Raw genomic sequence first — 16,029 nt, 5'->3', positions numbered from 1 at the left:
GGCCTGTCCGCGCGCGCTGTAGATGAGTACGCTCACAAGCGAGACCTCATATCGAGCGCAGGGGGTGCGTGATGAGTGGTGTTCGGGATATCGACCCGAAGGTGGGCGGTAAGTCCGAGGCCACCCGTGCGCGCATCATCGAGGTCGCCGCGCGTCTTTTCGCCTCCGACGGCTACGACGCCGTCACGACGCAGCGCATCTCGCGCGAGGCCGGCATCGCCGCCGGGACGCTCTTCCGCTACGCCGGTACCAAGAGCGAGCTGCTGCTCCTCGTGCTGAACGACCGCTTCGCCGAGGCGATCGACGACGGCATCCGCGCCGCCGCCGCCCTCGATGATCCCGCCGCCGCTCTTGCGGCGCTCGCCGACCCGGTGATCGCGTTCGCCGCGGCGCAGGGCGAGAACACGGCGCACTACCAGCGGGCGCTCCTCTACGGCCCGAGTGGCGAGCCGCACCGCGACCGCGGTCGCGCGCTCGTCGGCGCGTGGCGCGACGCCGCCGCCGGCGTCTTGGCGCGCACGCTCGACGTCGCCGCCGGCGACCCGATGCCGCGGCTCGCCGCGGAGACGGCGTTCGCGGCGCTCAGCCTTGCGGTCACCGACGTCACCCAGTCGCGCGGCGTCGCCGACCTGCACGCCCAATTCGACCTCATCACTTCCGGCCTGTCCATCCGACGATCGAGCACTCCCGCCTGATCGCCACCGCTCCACGCGAGCCCGAGAGGGCTCCACCACGAAGGGAAACCGATGTACTACAGCAGTGGGAATTACGAAGCGTTCGCCCGGCCCCGCAAGCCTGCGGGAGTCGACGACAAGTCGGCGTGGTTCGTGGGCGCGGGCCTCGGCAACATGGCCGCCGCCATCTTCATGATCCGCGACGGGCAGATGAAGGGAGACCGCATCACGATCCTCGAGGAGCTGAAGCTCCCCGGTGGCGCGCTCGACGGCATCAAGTACCCGAAGAAGGGCTTCGTCATCCGTGGCGGGCGTGAACTCGAAGACCACATGGAGTGTCTGTGGGACCTCTTCCGCTCGGTCCCCTCGCTCGAGATCGAGGGTGCCAGCGTGCTCGACGAGTTCTACTGGCTCAATAAGGACGACCCGAACTACTCGCTGTGCCGCGTCACGGAGAAGCAGGGGCAGGATGCCCACTCCAACAAGCTCTTCACCCTGTCGGAGAAGGGGCAGAAGGAGATCGTCAACATCATCATGGCGACCCGTGAGCAGATGGAGAACAAGACGATCGAGGAGGTCTTCACCGACGAGTTCTTCAACTCGAACTTCTGGCTGTACTGGCGCACGATGTTCGCGTTCGAGCCGTGGCATTCGGCGCTCGAGATGAAGCTGTACCTGCACCGCTTCCTGCACCACATCGGCGGACTGCCCGACCTGTCGGCGCTGAAGTTCACGAAGTACAACCAGTACGAGTCGCTCGTGCTGCCGATGTACCGGTGGCTGCTCGACCAGGGCGTGACCTTCCTGTTCGAGCACGAGGTCACCGACATCCAGTTCGACATCTCCGAAGGTCGCAAGCAGGCGACGCGCATCGACTGGGTGACCCGCGACGGCGAGGTGGGCGGGGTCGACCTGACCGAGAACGACCTCTGCCTCGTGACGATCGGATCGCTCACCGAGAACTCCGACGACGGCGACCAGGAGACCCCGGCGGTCATCAAGGACGGCCCGGCGCCCGCGTGGGACCTCTGGAAGAAGATCGCCAAGAAGTCTCCCGACTTCGGTCGCCCCGAGGTCTTCTGCGGCGACATCCAGAAGACGAAGTGGGAGTCGGCGACGGTCACGACGCTCGATGAGCGCATCCCCGCGCACATCGAGAAGATCACGCAGCGCAGCCCCTTCACCGGCAAGGTCGTCACGGGCGGCATCGTCACCGCCAAGGACTCGTCGTGGCTCATGAGCTGGACGATCAACCGCCAGCCCCACTTCAAGGCCCAGAAGCCGAACGAGGTCGTCGTGTGGGTCTACGGCCTGTTCGTCGAGGAGGAGGGAGACTTCGTCAAGAAGCCGATGCAGGAGTGCACCGGTGAGGAGATCGCGCAGGAGTGGCTGTACCACATCGGCGTTCCCGTGGACGAGATCCCCGAGCTCGCGAAGAACGCGGCCAAGACGGTGCCGGTCATGATGCCGTACGTGACGTCGTTCTTCATGCCGCGCCAGGCGGGCGACCGCCCGCAGGTCGTGCCCGAGGGGTCGGTGAACTTCGCGTTCATCGGCCAGTTCGCCGAGACGACCCGCGACTGCATCTTCACGACGGAGTACTCGGTGCGCACCGCCATGGAGGCGACGTACCAGCTGCTCGACATCGAGCGGGGCGTGCCGGAGGTCTTCAACTCGACCTACGACATCCGCTACCTGATGAAGGCGACGACGCGCCTCGCCGACGGCGACTCGGTCAACATCCCCGGGCCGAACTTCATCAAGGGCAAGCTCCTCGACAAGCTCGACAACACCCAGATGGGTCAGCTCGCCACGGACTTCGGGCTCTTCCCGGAGCACGGCGACACGAAGGCGCGCCCGCGTCACGACGACGCGATCGCGTGATGGAGTGGGCGTGAGAATGCCGCGCGAATGAGGACGACGAGCGCCGGCATCCTGCTGTACCGGGTCGCACCGGAGGGCGGGGTGTCGGCGCTCGTCGCGCACATGGGAGGCCCGTTCTGGGCGCGGAAGGACGCGGCGGCGTGGTCCATTCCGAAAGGGGAATACGACCCTGAGGCGGAGTCGGCACGGGATGCCGCGGTGCGCGAGTTCCGGGAGGAGCTCGGCGTCGAGCCGCCGCCCCTCGATGAGGGCGAGCTCGGCACCTACGCGTATGCGTCCGGCAAGCGGGTCACGGTGTTCATCGGGGACGGCGCGGGATTTCCGGCATCCCCCTTCGTTTCGGAGGAGTTCGGACGGTTCGAGATGGAGTGGCCGCCCCGGTCGGGCCGCAGGAAGAGCTTCCCCGAAGTAGACCGCGCCGAATGGATGCCGCTGGATGAGGCCCGTCCGCGCCTGGTCGCCGGGCAGCGCCCCGCGCTCGACGATCTCGCCCTCCGTATCGCTGAGGCCCGCTAGCTTGGGGGGATGGTCAACTATCGGTACCTCGGCAACAGCGGCTTCAAGATCTCGGAGATCACCTACGGCAACTGGGTGACGCACGCCTCGCAGGTGGGCGACGAGGCCGCGATCGCGACGGTGCACAAGGCGCTCGACCTCGGCATCACGTCGTTCGACACGGCGGATGCCTACGCCAACACGGCCGCCGAGGTCGTCCTCGCCAAGGCGCTCGCCGGGCAGCCGCGCGAGAACCTCGAGATCTTCACGAAGGTGTACTGGCCGATCGGACGCAAGGGCCCGAACGACACCGGGCTGTCGCGCAAGCACCTCTTCGACGGCATCCATGGTTCGCTCCGCCGCCTGGGCGTCGACTACGTCGACCTGTACCAGGCGCACCGCTACGACTACGAGACGCCGCTCGAAGAGACGATGCAGGCGTTCGCCGACATCGTGCGTCAGGGCAAGGCCCTCTACATCGGTGTGAGCGAGTGGACCGCCGAGCAGCTGCGCGACGGCCACGCCCTCGCCACCGAACTCGGGTTCCAGCTGGTCTCGAATCAGCCGCAGTACTCGGCGCTGTGGCGCGTCATCGAGGGGAAGGTCATCCCGACCTCCGAGGAGCTCGGGATCTCGCAGATCGTGTGGTCGCCGATGGCGCAGGGCGTGCTCACCGGCAAGTACCTGCCCGGTCAGCCCGTGCCGGCGGGCTCGCGTGCGACCGACGAGAAGAGCGGCGCGAACTTCATCAAGCGGTTCCTCACCGACGACGTGCTCGAAGCGGTGCAGAAGCTCACCCCGATCGCGGAGGAAGCGGGCATCACGGTGCCGCAGCTCTCGCTTGCGTGGGTGCTGCACAACCCGAACATCTCGGCCGCGCTCGTCGGCGCCTCGCGCCCCGAGCAGCTCGAAGACACCGTCAAGGCCTCGGACATCACGCTCGACGATGCGACCTACGCCGCCGTCAACGACGCGCTCGCATCCGTCGCCGTGACCGATCCCGAGGAGACCTACACCGTCTCGCCGAAGACGCGCGTCGCCTGACCCGCGTCGCCTGACCCGCGCCGCCGCGATCGCGTTCGCAGCGGGACGAAGCGTCCCGAAAGCAGGGCCAACCGGCACCCGGGGGTGCGCCGCGCCTCGTCGGGCGCGATCGGCCCTGCTTTCGGAACGTGACGCGCGTCTTTCGGAACGGGACGCGCGCCTTTCGGAGCGCGACGCGCGCCTTTCGGAACGGGACGCGCGTCTTTCGGAACGTGACGCGCGCCGAACGCCACGCCTCCCGGCGCGGCCGACCCTGCGCGCCGCCGGCGCCGGGCGTCAGCGCTTCTTCGCCGGCGCCGCGCTCACGTTGAGCACCGGGTGCAGGCCGCCGAGTGACGACCACGCGCTCGCGGTGCCCTTCGCCGCGTGCTCCGCGCCGCGCACGGCGCGCTCGTCGGCCCATTCGTTGAGGACATGGCCGCGATGCCCGCGCACGTGCTCGAGAACGACGTCGGGAAGACCCGCGTCGCGCCGGGCGTCGCGGGCAGCGATGAGCTGCTCGAGCAGGTCGCGGTTCTTCGTGGGGGCGCCGGTCGAGGTCTTCCACCCGCGGCGACGGTGCGCATCCATCCACGACGAGTACGAGTCGATCGCATACTTCGAGTCGGCCTGCACGACGAGGTGCGCGACGTCGGCGTGGTCTTCGATGGCCTTCAGCAGGCCCATGAGCTCGCCGATGTTGTTCGTGCCGACGGGAATCGCCCCCGCCGCCCACTGGCCGTCTTCGCCGACCCACGCCCATCCGGTCGGCCCAGGGTTGCCCTTGCAGGCTCCGTCGGTGGCCACGGTGTAGCTGTCGGGGGAGGAGGTCACCCCTCGACGGTAGTCGATGACGGTTCGCCCGCCCCGACCACTGCAGGGCGGCGACGACCTGAGCCATCTCCTCCGGCGACTCGTGCGCGCCACGGCGCAGCCACGCGACGAGCAGGCTGTCGTAGGCGCCCGCGATCATGGCGAGCGTGTAACCGCTCCGCGCCCCGTCCGGCCGGTGGGGACTCCCGGACCGTTCGGCGACGTCGGGGATGACGGCGTTCTAGGTGTGAAGCAGCCCGTTCTTGGCGAGGAGTCGGAGGAAGTCGAGGTGGGCGGACCAGAATCTGAAGTGGACGACGGCGACCTGTTCGGGTCCTGAGGCGGCGACCGGCGAGGTGCGTGTCATGGCGTACGGCGTCTTCTGTGTCGGCGCGCACCACGCCGTGCGGATCTGTATACGCTCGCAGGAGCATACCCGCTTCTCTCCCTGGTTCTTCCGCGTTATGTATACAATGATCCCATGCGCGCGAGCGACCGGGCCTATGCAACGCTGCTGGACGAGATCCAGTCCGGCGTCCTCGCCCCGGGCGCCGTGCTCGGTGAGGTCGAGCAGTCGACCCGCCTCGGAGTGAGCCGCACGCCGCTGCGCGAGGCCCTCGGGCGCCTCGCCGCCGACGGGCTCGTGGTCCAGGCATCCCCGCGTGTCACCGTCGTGAGCGACCTCGACGCCGACGACATCCGGGACCTCTTCGAAGTGCGCCGCGCGCTCGAAGAGACCGCCGCGCGCCTCGCCGCCGCGCGCACCTCGACCACGGGCGTCTTCGCCGACATCGCCGCGGCCCTTGAGGCGACCGACGCCGCCGCCGACCCCGACGCGTACTACGCGCTCATCGCACGGTTCGACGATGCGCTGGATGCCGCGGTGTCGAACGACTACCTGACCTCCGCCCTCCGCACCGTGCGCACCCACCTCGTGCGCGTGCGCCGGCTCGCCCGCGACAACCCCGACCGGCTCGCGGCATCCGTCGCGGAGCACCGCCTCATCGCCGCGGCGATCGCTGCCGGCGACGGCGATCTCGCCGCCCACGCCACCCACGTCCACCTGCACAACGCCCTGAGCTCGATCCTCGCCTCCCTCGAGGGCGGCGATGTCTCGACTCGCTTCGCTCGCTCAACGACCGGAAAGTAGCCCCATGACCGTCACCCACCACGTCCGCGTCCACCGCTCCGACGAGAACCTCGCGCGTGAGGACCAGCTCGCCTACAAGATCGCCGAGGTCGCCGCCGACCCCGTCGAGGTCGAGCCCGCCGTCGTCGACATGATCATCAACCGCGTCATCGACAACGCCGCCGTCGCCGCGGCATCCCTCACCCGCGGGCCGGTCACGGCGGCACGCGCGCAGGCGCTCGATCACCCCGTCTCGCGCGGCGGCCACGGGTCGACGATCTTCGGCGAGCCGAACGAGACCCTCACGAGCCCCGAATGGGCAGCCTGGGCGAACGGCGTCGCCGTGCGCGAGCTCGACTACCACGACACCTTCCTCGCCGCGGAGTACTCGCACCCCGGCGACAACATCCCGCCGATCCTCGCCGTCGCCCAGCACACCGGCAAGGATGGTGCGGCGCTCGTCCGCGGCATCGCGACGGGGTACGAGATCCAGATGGACCTCGTCCGCGCGATCTCCCTCCACAAGCACAAGATCGACCACGTCGCGCACATCGGTCCCTCGGCCGCGGCCGGCATCGGAACCCTCCTCGGCCTCGACGTCGAGACGATCTACCAGGCCGTCGGCCAGGGGCTGCACACGACGACCGCGACCCGCCAGTCGCGCAAGGGCGAGATCTCCACCTGGAAGGCGCACGCTCCCGCCTTCGCCGGCAAGATGGCGGTCGAGGCCGTCGACCGCGCGATGCGCGGGCAGACCTCGCCCTCGCCCATCTACGAAGGCGAGGACGGCGTCATCGCCTGGATGCTCGACGGCCCCGACGCGTCTTATGACGTGCCGCTGCCCGCCCCCGGCGAGGCCAAGCGCGCGATCCTCGACTCGTACACGAAGGAGCACTCCGCCGAGTACCAGGCCCAGGCGTGGATCGACCTCGCCCGGAAGCTCCACGGCGAGCACCCCGAGATCGCCGACCCGGCCAATGTGGCATCCATCGTCCTTCACACGAGCCACCACACCCACTACGTGATCGGCTCCGGCGCGAACGACCCGCAGAAGTACGACCCGAACGCCTCCCGCGAGACTCTCGACCACTCGATCCCGTACATCTTCGCGGTCGCCCTCCAGGACGGCGGCTGGCACCACGTCGACTCGTACACGCCCGAGCGCGCGGGCCGAGAGGACACCGTCGCCCTGTGGCACAAGATCACGACGGCGGAGGATGCCGAGTGGACCCGCCGTTACCACTCCGAGGACCCCGACGAGAAGGCTTTCGGCGGGCGGGTCGAGATCACCCTCGCCGACGGGTCGACGATCGTCGACGAGATCGCCGTCGCCGACGCGCACCCGCTCGGCGCCCGGCCCTTCGCCCGCGCCGACTACGTCGCGAAGTTCCGCCTGCTCGCCGAGCCGGTGCTCACCCCCGCCGAGATCGAGCGGTTCCTCGGCCTCGCCGAGCGCCTGCCGGAGCTGACCCCCGCCGAGGTGCAGGAGCTCAACATCGTCGCCAAGGACGGCGTGCTGGACTCCGTGCCGACTCCGAAGGGGCTGTTCTGATGCCGTCCGCCGCCGATCGCGTTCGGTTCGCAGGACTTCTGCCGACAATCGCCGCGGGCGGGCCCGAATCGGGTCCTGTCGAGCAAGATTTCCTGCGAAACGAACAGCGGGCCGCTCGCACCTGCCTTGAAAGGGACGTGAACTGATGCTCTACAGCCAGACACCGGCCGCCGAGAAGCGGCGGATCCTGCGCGAACGCCTCGCGGCAGGAGAGCTCCTGCGCTTCCCGGGAGCGTTCAACCCGCTGTCGGCCCGGCTCATCGAGCAGAGGGGGTTCGAGGGCGTCTACATCTCGGGCGCCGTGCTCTCCGCCGACCTGGGCCTTCCCGACATCGGGCTGACGACGCTGACCGAGGTCGCCGGCCGCGGCCAGCAGATCGCGCGGATGACGGAGCTCCCCGCGATCATCGACGCCGACACCGGTTTCGGCGAGCCGATGAACGTCGCCCGCACGATCCAGACACTCGAAGACGCGGGACTGGCCGGCACCCACATCGAAGACCAGGTCAACCCGAAGCGGTGCGGCCACCTCGACGGCAAGCAGGTCGTCGACGACGACACGGCCCTCAAGCGCATCCGCGCCGCCGTCGACGCCCGCCGCGACCCGAACTTCCTCATCATGGCGCGCACCGACATCCGCGCCGTCGAGGGGCTCGATGCCGCGATCGCCCGCGCGAAGGCGCTGGTGGATGCCGGGGCCGACGCGATCTTCCCCGAGGCGATGACGGGCCTCGACGAGTTCGAGGCCGTCGCGAAGGCTGTCGACGTGCCGATCCTGGCCAACATGACGGAGTTCGGCAAGAGCGACCTGTTCACCGTCGATCAGCTGCGGGATGCCGGGGTGCAGATCGTCATCTGGCCCGTGTCGCTCCTGCGGATGGCGATGGGCGCGGCGGGCCGCGCGCTGGATACGCTGAACGACGAGGGCAGCCTCACCGCCCGCCTCGGCGAGATGCAGCACCGCGCCGACCTGTACGACCTGTTGGACTACGAGGCGTACAGCCATTTCGACACGAACGTCTTCAACTTCACCATCGACCGGTAACCCCCCCCACGAAGGAGTGAGCATGACCGACCAGGAGATCCACAAGGGCCTCGCGGGCGTCGTCGCCGACGTCACGGCCATCAGCAAGGTCAACCCCGAGACGAACTCGCTGCTCTATCGCGGCTACCCCGTGCACGAGCTCGCCGGCACACAGTCCGCCGAAGCCGTCGCGTACCTGCTGTGGAACGGTGATCTGCCGGATGCCGAGCAGCTCGCGGCCCTGCGCGCGACCGAGCGCGCCCATCGCGCGCTCACCGACGACGTCAAGACGGTGATCGATCTGACACCGCTGGACGCGCACCCGATGGACGAGGTGCGCTCGGCCGTCAGCGTCATCGGTGCGCGCGACCTCGCCGGCACCGGGTCGGTGCTCGACGCGACCGGGTCTCCCGAGGAGAACCTCGAGCGCAGCATCCGCCTGTTCGCCGCCCTTCCCGCGATCGTCGCGTACGGGCAGCGCCGGCGCCGCGGAGAGGACCTCATCCCGCCGCGCGACGACCTCGACTACGCGGCGAACTTCCTCTGGATGACCTTCGGCGAGGAGTTCGACCCCATCGTCGTCGACGCGTTCAACCGCTCGATGATCCTCTACGCGGAGCACTCCTTCAACGCGTCGACCTTCACTGCGCGCGTCATCACCTCGACGCTCAGCGACCTGTACTCCGCCGTCGTCGGCGCGATCGGCGCTCTCAAGGGTCCGCTGCACGGCGGGGCGAACGAGGCCGTGCTGCACATCTTCGATGAGATCGGGGATGCCGACAACGTCGTGCCCTGGCTCGATGACGCCCTCGCGCACAAGCGCAAGATCATGGGCTTCGGGCACCGCGTCTACAAGCGCGGTGACTCGCGGGTGCCGACGATGAAGGCCGCGCTCGACACCCTCATCGACTACTACGACCGGCCCGACGTCGAGGCGCTGTACGCGACGCTCGAGCGCGAGTTCGTCGAGCGGAAGGGCATCTACCCGAACCTCGACTACCCCTCCGGCCCGGCGTACAACCTGATGGGCTTCGACACGCTGACCTTCACCCCGCTGTTCGTGGCGGCGCGGGTCGTCGGATGGACGGCGCACATCATGGAGCAGGCCGCGTCGAACGCGCTCATCCGCCCGCTGTCGGTGTATGTCGGACCCGACGAGCGCCACATCGACGGCTTCGTCGACGAGGCGGGCACGGCCGCGATCTCGCTGCGCGCTGCGGAAGCCGAGGGCTGAGCCCCGGCGCGCCACGCGTCGCCGCCCGGGATGAGAGGTTTCTCATCCCGGCCTGTGACCGGTCACAGTATTCTCGGAGGCGACCGCACTCGGGCACATCGCCGTGCCCGCACCCCTCAGGAGCCCACTGTGCCTTACCCCGCGTCGACGTTGACCCGCTTCCTGGCCGCACGCCGTGCCCTCGCCCTCGCGACCAGCGCGATCCTCGTCGCCGCCGGCGCTGTAGCGCTCGCCGCTACCCCGACGCTCGCCGCGGAGCGCAGCCCCGTGCTCGTCGGGGACCTGCAGAGCGAGCTCGGCTGCGGCGCCGACTGGGACCCGGGCTGCGCAGCCACGGCGCTCGTGCCGGTCGACGGCGCCACCGCCCTGTACGCGCAGACCTTCGAGGTGCCCGCCGGCACATACGCCTACAAGGTGGCGCTCGGAGGCGGCTGGGACGAGAGCTACGGCGCGGAGGGCGCGGCGGGCGGCGCGAACATCCCGCTCACCATCGCAGGGCCGGCCACTCTCCGTTTCGTGTACGACGACGAATCGCATCGCCTCGCGATCGAGGTGGAGTCGCTGGCATCCGACTACTCCGCCGCCGACGACGCGCTCGTCGCGCCGCCCGTCCGGCAGGAGGGCGACGGCAAGCAGTTCTACTTCGTGATGACCGACCGCTTCGCGAATGGGGATGCCGGGAACGACGCGGGGGGCCTCGCGGGCGACCGCCTCGCGACCGGGTTCGATCCGACCTCGACCGGCTTTCACAACGGCGGCGACATCGCGGGCCTGCGGCAGAACCTCGACTACATCGCGGGGCTCGGCACCACCGCGATCTGGCTCACCCCGAGCTTCGCGAACAAGCCCGTCCAGGGCGAGGGCGAGAACGCGAGCGCCGGGTACCACGGCTACTGGATCACCGACTTCACGCGCATCGACCCGCACCTGGGCACCAACGACGAGCTGAAGGCGTTCATCGACGAGGCGCATGGGCGCGGCATCGACGTCTACTTCGACATCATCACCAACCACACCGCCGACGTCATCTCCTACGCCCAGAACGAGTACGGGTACATCGACCAGGCGACGCGTCCGTACACGGATGCCGCGGGCACGCCCTTCGACCCGGCCGACTACGCGGGCACGGGGACGTTCCCCGCGATGGATGCCGCGACGAGCTTCCCCTACACGCCCGTGGTCGACCCGGCCGAGGCCGACGTGAAGGTCCCCGCGTGGCTGAACGACGTAACCCTGTACCACAACCGCGGAGACTCGACGTATTCGGGGGAGTCGACGACGTACGGCGACTTCTCGGGCCTCGACGACCTGATGACCGAGAACCCGGCCGTCGTCGACGGCTTCGCCGACATCTACACGGCATGGATCGACCTCGGCATCGACGGCTTCCGCATCGACACGGCCAAGCACGTCGACTTCCCCTTCTGGCAGCAGTGGACCGAGAAGATCAGCGCGTATGCCGCGAGCCAGGGCAAGCCCGACTTCTTCATGTTCGGTGAGGTGTACGACGCCGATCCGGCCGTGCTCTCTCCGTACGTCCGCGACACCGACATGGACTCGGTGCTCGACTTCGGCTTCCAGTCCGCCGCGACGAGCTACGCGAAGGGCGGGAATGCGGCCGTGCTGCAGAAGCTGTTCGCGGGCGACGATCGCTATACGACACCCGACTCGTCGGCGACGGCGCTGCCGACCTTCCTCGGCAATCACGACATGGGCCGTATCGGCTACTTCCTGAAAGACACCGCCGACGCGGAGCAGCGCGACCTGCTCGCACACGATCTGATGTTCCTCAGCCGCGGCCAGCCCGTCGTCTACTACGGCGACGAGCAGGGCTTCACGGGCGTCGGTGCCGGAAACGACAAGAGTGCGCGCCAGTCGCTGTTCGCGAGCCAGGTCGCCGAGTACCGGGACCAGACCCTCATCGACGGGACGCCCGCCGGCTCCGTGGACCGGTACGCGACCGACACCGCCGTGTACGAGCGCGTCGCGGGCCTCTCGTCGCTCCGGAAGGCCCACCCCGCCCTCGTCGACGGCGCCCAGATCGAGCGCTACGCCGATGGCGGTGTGTACGCGTTCTCTCGCGTCGACGCCGACGAGAAGGTCGAGTACCTCGTCGCCCTCAACAACACGGCGAGTGCGCAGACGGTGACGGTGCCCACGCTTACGGCGGAGGGGTCGTTCGCCGCGCGGTACGGAGCGGAGGGCACCGTCTCGACGGGTGCGGATGCCGCGGCATCCTTCACCGTCCCCGCCCTGTCGGCCGTGGTCTATCAGGCCGATCGCGCGGTCACCGCGCCCGAGGCCGCCGCACCGATCGAGGTGACCGTTCCCGCGGCCGGCGCGGGCCTCTCCGGTCAGGCGCCGGTCGCGGCGACCGCCGACCAGTCGTGGCGGCAGACGAGCTTCGCATGGCGGGTCGTCGGGGACGACCAGTGGCAGGCGCTGGGCACGGCGGAAGACACGACCCCCGGCGTCTTCCACCACGTCTCCGGTCTCGCCGCCGGCACCCTCGTCGAGTATCGCGCGGTGTCGACGGATGCCGCCGGCCACCGCTCCGCGGCATCCACGTATGCGTCGGTGGGCAACCGGGTGAACCTCGTCGACGATCCGGAGCCCGAACAGCCCGAGGAGCCGACGCTCTACGACACCGTCAGCATCGCGGGGTCACTGAACTCCGAGATGGGGTGCGCGGGTGATTGGGCTCCCGACTGCGACCAGGCGCAGATGACCCTCGTCGACGGCGTGTGGCGGCTGAGCGTTGACCTCCCCGCGGGTACGTACGAGTACAAGGTCGCGACGGAGCGCAGCTGGGATGAGAACTACGGCGCGAACGGTGTCGCCAGCGGTCCTAACATCGCGATCACCCACGCTGGCGGCGCGCTCACCTTCTGGTTCGACCCGCTGACGAAGGTCGTGCAGTCGAGCGCCGAAGGCCCCGTCGTCACGCTTGCCGGCTCGTTCCAGTCCGAGCTCGGGTGCGCGGGAGACTGGGCTCCCGACTGCCTGCGGGCGCTCATGCTCGACGGTGATCGCGACGGCGTGTACGACTTCTCCACCACGAAGCTGCCGACCGGTTCCTACGAGCTGAAGGTCGCGCACGGTCTGAGCTGGGACGAGAACTACGGCGCCGGCGGGGTGAAAGACGGGCCCAACATCGCGTTCTCGGCGACCAAGGGCAAGCGCGTCGCCTTCCGCTACGACTCCTCGACGCACCAGCTCGAGATCATCTCCGCCGACCCGCCGCTCGAGGGCACGGGTCAGTCGCGCGCGCACTGGATCGACGCCGAAACCCTCGCCTGGCCGGGCGAACTCGGCGCCGACCCCGCCGGCGCCACGTGGGAGCTGTACGGGTCGGCGTCCGCCGGGCTGGCGGTGTCGGACGGCGCCGTGACCGGCGGCGACGCCGTCGCCCTCACCCGCATCGAGTCGGGCCTTACCGATGCGCAGCGCGCACGGTTCCCCGCCCTCTCCGGATACGTCGCGCTGCACGTGGACGGGCAGGACCGGGATGCCGTGGCGGCGCTCCTGCGCGGTCAGCTGGCCGTCGCCCAGCGCGACGCCGACGGAGAGCTCGCCGCCTTCACCGGCGTGCAGATCCCGGGTGTCCTCGACGACCTGTATGCAGATGCCGTCGAAGACGACGCTCTCGGTGTGTCGTTCACGAAGCGCGCGACGACGTTCCGGGTGTGGGCTCCGACGGCTCAGACCGCGACGCTTCTGACGTGGGATGCCGGTTCCGACGGGGCCGAACCCGTCCGCCACGACGCCGCTTTCGATGCGGCATCCGGCACCTGGACGGTGAAGGGCGGCACACGCCTCACGGGCGACGAGTACCTGTGGGAGGTCGCGGTCTACGCGCCGACGACCGGCAAGATCGAGACGAATCGCGTCACCGATCCCTATTCCGTGGCGCTCACGACGAACTCGACGCGCTCGGTCGCGGTCGACCTCGACGACCGCGCGTGGAAGCCGGCCACCTGGGCGAGGACCAAGGCGCCCGTGATCACCCGCGACGTCGACCGGGCGATCTACGAGCTGCACATCCGTGACTTCTCGATCACCGACGAGACGGTGCCCGAGAACGAGCGCGGCACCTACCTCGCTTTCACTCGCGAGTCGGCGGGCACGGCGCAGCTGAAGCAACTCGCCGCGGCCGGCATCAACACGGTGCACCTGCTGCCCTCGTTCGACATCGCGACGATCGAGGAGGATCGTGCGGCGCAGGCGGTGCCCGACTGCGACCTCGCCTCGTTCGCTCCCGACTCCGACCAGCAGCAGGCGTGCGTGTCGGCCGTGGCTGCGCGCGACGGCTTCAACTGGGGTTACGACCCGTACCACTACCAGGCGCCCGAGGGCTCGTACGCGACGAACCCCGAGGGCGGTGCGCGGGTCAGCGAGTTCCGCTCGATGGTCGGAGCACTGCACGCGATGGACCTGCAGGTCGTGCTCGACGAGGTGTACAACCACACCTCCGCCGCCGGTCAGGGCGACACCTCCGTGCTCGACAAGGTGGTGCCCGGCTACTATCAGCGGCTCGACGCGAACGGGGCGGTGCAGACCTCGACCTGCTGCCAGAACGTGGCGACAGAGCACGAGGTGGCGCAGAAGCTCATGGTCGACTCGGTCGTGCTGTGGGCCCGGGAGTACAAGGTCGACGGGTTCCGATTCGATCTCATGGGCCACCACTCGAAGGACAACATGCTCGCCGTGCGTGCGGCGCTCGACGAGCTCACCCTGAAGAAAGACGGTGTCGACGGGAAGAAGGTCTACCTCTACGGCGAGGGCTGGAACTTCGGCGAGGTCGCCGACGACGCCCTCTTCGTGCAGGCACGTCAGGGGAACCTCGGCGGGACGGGCATCGGCACGTTCAGTGACCGGCTGCGGGATGCCGTGCACGGCGGCAGTCCCGTCGACAGCGGATCGACGTTCCGTCAGGGGTACGGCACGGGACTGGCGACCGACTCGAACGGCAACGAGGTCAACGGGACGCCCGAGCAGGCGCTGGCAGCTCTCGCGCACCAGACCGACCTCGTCAAACTCGGCCTCGCCGGCAATCTCGCCGATTTCGCCTTCACGACGGCCGACGGCACGGTGAAGAAGGGCTCGGAGCTCGACTACAACGGGCAGGCGGCGGGCTACGCCGCAGAGCCCGGCGAGATCATCTCCTACGTCGACGCGCACGACAACGAGACCCTGTACGACCTCGGGGTGCTGAAGTTGCCGACGGATACCTCCATGGCCGACCGCGTGCGCATGAACACGCTCTCGCTCGCAACCGTGACCCTCTCGCAGACGCCGTCGTTCTGGCACGCCGGCACCGAACTGCTGCGGTCGAAATCGCTCGATCGCAACAGCTTCGACTCCGGCGACTGGTTCAACCGCATCGACTGGACCGGGCAGTCCTCGACGTTCGGCTCGGGGCTTCCCCCCGCCGCCGACAACCGCGAGAAGTGGCCTCTCATGCAGCCGCTGCTCGCCGACCCCGCGCTGAAGCCGCAGGCCGCCGACATCGCGGCGGCGGAGGCATCCGCCCTCGACCTGCTGCGTGTGCGCAACGAGGTGCCGTTGCTGCGGCTCGGGTCGGCCGAGCGCATCGCGCAGAAGGTGTCGTTCCCGACGAGCGGGCCAGGAGCGACTCCCGGTGTCATCGTCATGCTGATCGACGACCTCGTCGGAGAGGACGTCGACCCTGAGCTCGCCGGGGCGCTCGTCGTGTTCAATGCGTCGCCGGAGGCGACGACGCAGCAGCTTCCGACGCTCACCGGGCGCCCGTTCGCGCTCACCGCCGCGCAGGCGAACGGGTCGGATGCCGTCGTGAAGACGACCGGGTGGGATGCCGCGACCGGCACGCTGACCGTGCCCGCCCGTTCGGTCGCCGTCCTCACCGAGCCCCAGGTGCAGGACGTCGCGACGCGATTGATCGCGCAGCCCGATCGGCTGATCGTTCGAAGCGGCGCCTCGGTCGGGGTGTCGGGGAAGGTCTTCGCCGATGATCGCAGCGCCCCGCTCGGCACGGTGACGGTCACCGACAACGGTCGGGTCGTCGCGACGGTCGAGTTGCGGGAGGGTGACCGCGGACGATTCTCGGCGACCGTCCCGAAGGTGTCCCGCGGCATCCACGTTCTGCGTGTCACGTTCGACGGCGCGCCCGGATGGGCCGACGCGCGCGCGAAGGGGGTGCTGCCGATCATCGCCTACTGA

General features: G+C 69.2%; 11 protein-coding genes. 9 read left to right on the top strand and 2 right to left on the bottom strand.

All coding sequences use genetic code 11. The features are described 5' to 3' along the window. Positions 1 to 101: 101 nt before the first annotated feature. From AC3ENQ_RS10815 to AC3ENQ_RS10800, 4 genes are read left to right on the top strand one after another with little or no spacing between them, the layout of a single operon-like run. A complete protein-coding gene (locus AC3ENQ_RS10815; protein ID WP_431804459.1) occupies positions 102 to 695 on the top strand; it encodes a TetR/AcrR family transcriptional regulator in 594 nt (197 codons plus the stop codon). A 51-nt stretch (positions 696 to 746) separates the two neighbouring features. After that, the gene (locus tag AC3ENQ_RS10810) at positions 747 to 2,558 is read left to right on the top strand and encodes an oleate hydratase (RefSeq protein ID WP_431804458.1); all 1,812 of its coding nucleotides are present in this window, start codon (positions 747 to 749) and stop codon (positions 2,556 to 2,558) included. A 27-nt stretch (positions 2,559 to 2,585) separates the two neighbouring features. Further along, the gene (locus AC3ENQ_RS10805) at positions 2,586 to 3,074 is read left to right on the top strand and encodes an NUDIX hydrolase (RefSeq protein ID WP_431804456.1); all 489 of its coding nucleotides are present in this window, start codon (positions 2,586 to 2,588) and stop codon (positions 3,072 to 3,074) included. Between the two features lie 9 nt (positions 3,075 to 3,083). Then, on the top strand, positions 3,084 to 4,097 hold the full coding sequence (locus tag AC3ENQ_RS10800; RefSeq protein ID WP_431804454.1) for an aldo/keto reductase family protein: 1,014 nt from the start codon (positions 3,084 to 3,086) through the stop codon (positions 4,095 to 4,097). 276 nt (positions 4,098 to 4,373) lie between these two features. On the opposite strand, the gene AC3ENQ_RS10795 is transcribed toward AC3ENQ_RS10800, so the two are convergent. Together AC3ENQ_RS10795 and AC3ENQ_RS10790 are read right to left on the bottom strand one after the other, a co-directional pair. Beyond that, positions 4,374 to 4,910, bottom strand: a complete 537-nt coding sequence (locus AC3ENQ_RS10795; RefSeq protein WP_431804452.1) for a ribonuclease H family protein — start codon at positions 4,908 to 4,910, stop codon at positions 4,374 to 4,376. Between the two features lie 220 nt (positions 4,911 to 5,130). Continuing rightward, positions 5,131 to 5,256, bottom strand: a complete 126-nt coding sequence (locus AC3ENQ_RS10790) for a hypothetical protein (protein WP_431804450.1) — start codon at positions 5,254 to 5,256, stop codon at positions 5,131 to 5,133. 114 nt (positions 5,257 to 5,370) lie between these two features. On the opposite strand from AC3ENQ_RS10790, the gene AC3ENQ_RS10785 reads away from it, so the two are divergent. The 5 genes from AC3ENQ_RS10785 to pulA all read left to right on the top strand — a co-directional run bounded on the left by AC3ENQ_RS10785 (position 5,371) and on the right by pulA (position 16,029). Further along, positions 5,371 to 6,039: a GntR family transcriptional regulator gene (locus AC3ENQ_RS10785; protein WP_431804448.1), complete on the top strand. Its 669-nt coding sequence runs from the start codon at positions 5,371 to 5,373 to the stop codon at positions 6,037 to 6,039. A 4-nt stretch (positions 6,040 to 6,043) separates the two neighbouring features. Beyond that, positions 6,044 to 7,570, top strand: a complete 1,527-nt coding sequence (locus AC3ENQ_RS10780) for an MmgE/PrpD family protein (protein WP_431804446.1) — start codon at positions 6,044 to 6,046, stop codon at positions 7,568 to 7,570. A 145-nt stretch (positions 7,571 to 7,715) separates the two neighbouring features. After that, positions 7,716 to 8,615 carry a methylisocitrate lyase gene (gene prpB / locus AC3ENQ_RS10775; protein WP_431804445.1) on the top strand — a complete coding sequence of 300 codons (900 nt, stop codon included), beginning with the start codon at positions 7,716 to 7,718 and terminating at the stop codon, positions 8,613 to 8,615. Positions 8,616 to 8,637: 22 nt separating this feature from the next. Then, positions 8,638 to 9,828, top strand: a complete 1,191-nt coding sequence (locus AC3ENQ_RS10770) for a bifunctional 2-methylcitrate synthase/citrate synthase (protein WP_431804443.1) — start codon at positions 8,638 to 8,640, stop codon at positions 9,826 to 9,828. A gap of 129 nt (positions 9,829 to 9,957) precedes the next feature. After that, positions 9,958 to 16,029, top strand: a complete 6,072-nt coding sequence (gene pulA, locus AC3ENQ_RS10765; RefSeq protein WP_431804441.1) for a pullulanase-type alpha-1,6-glucosidase — start codon at positions 9,958 to 9,960, stop codon at positions 16,027 to 16,029.

The organism is Microbacterium sp. bgisy203 (assembly GCF_057706945.1).
The sequence above is the reverse complement of the archived record's forward strand: the minus strand, read 5'-3'. Positions and strand labels throughout refer to the sequence as shown.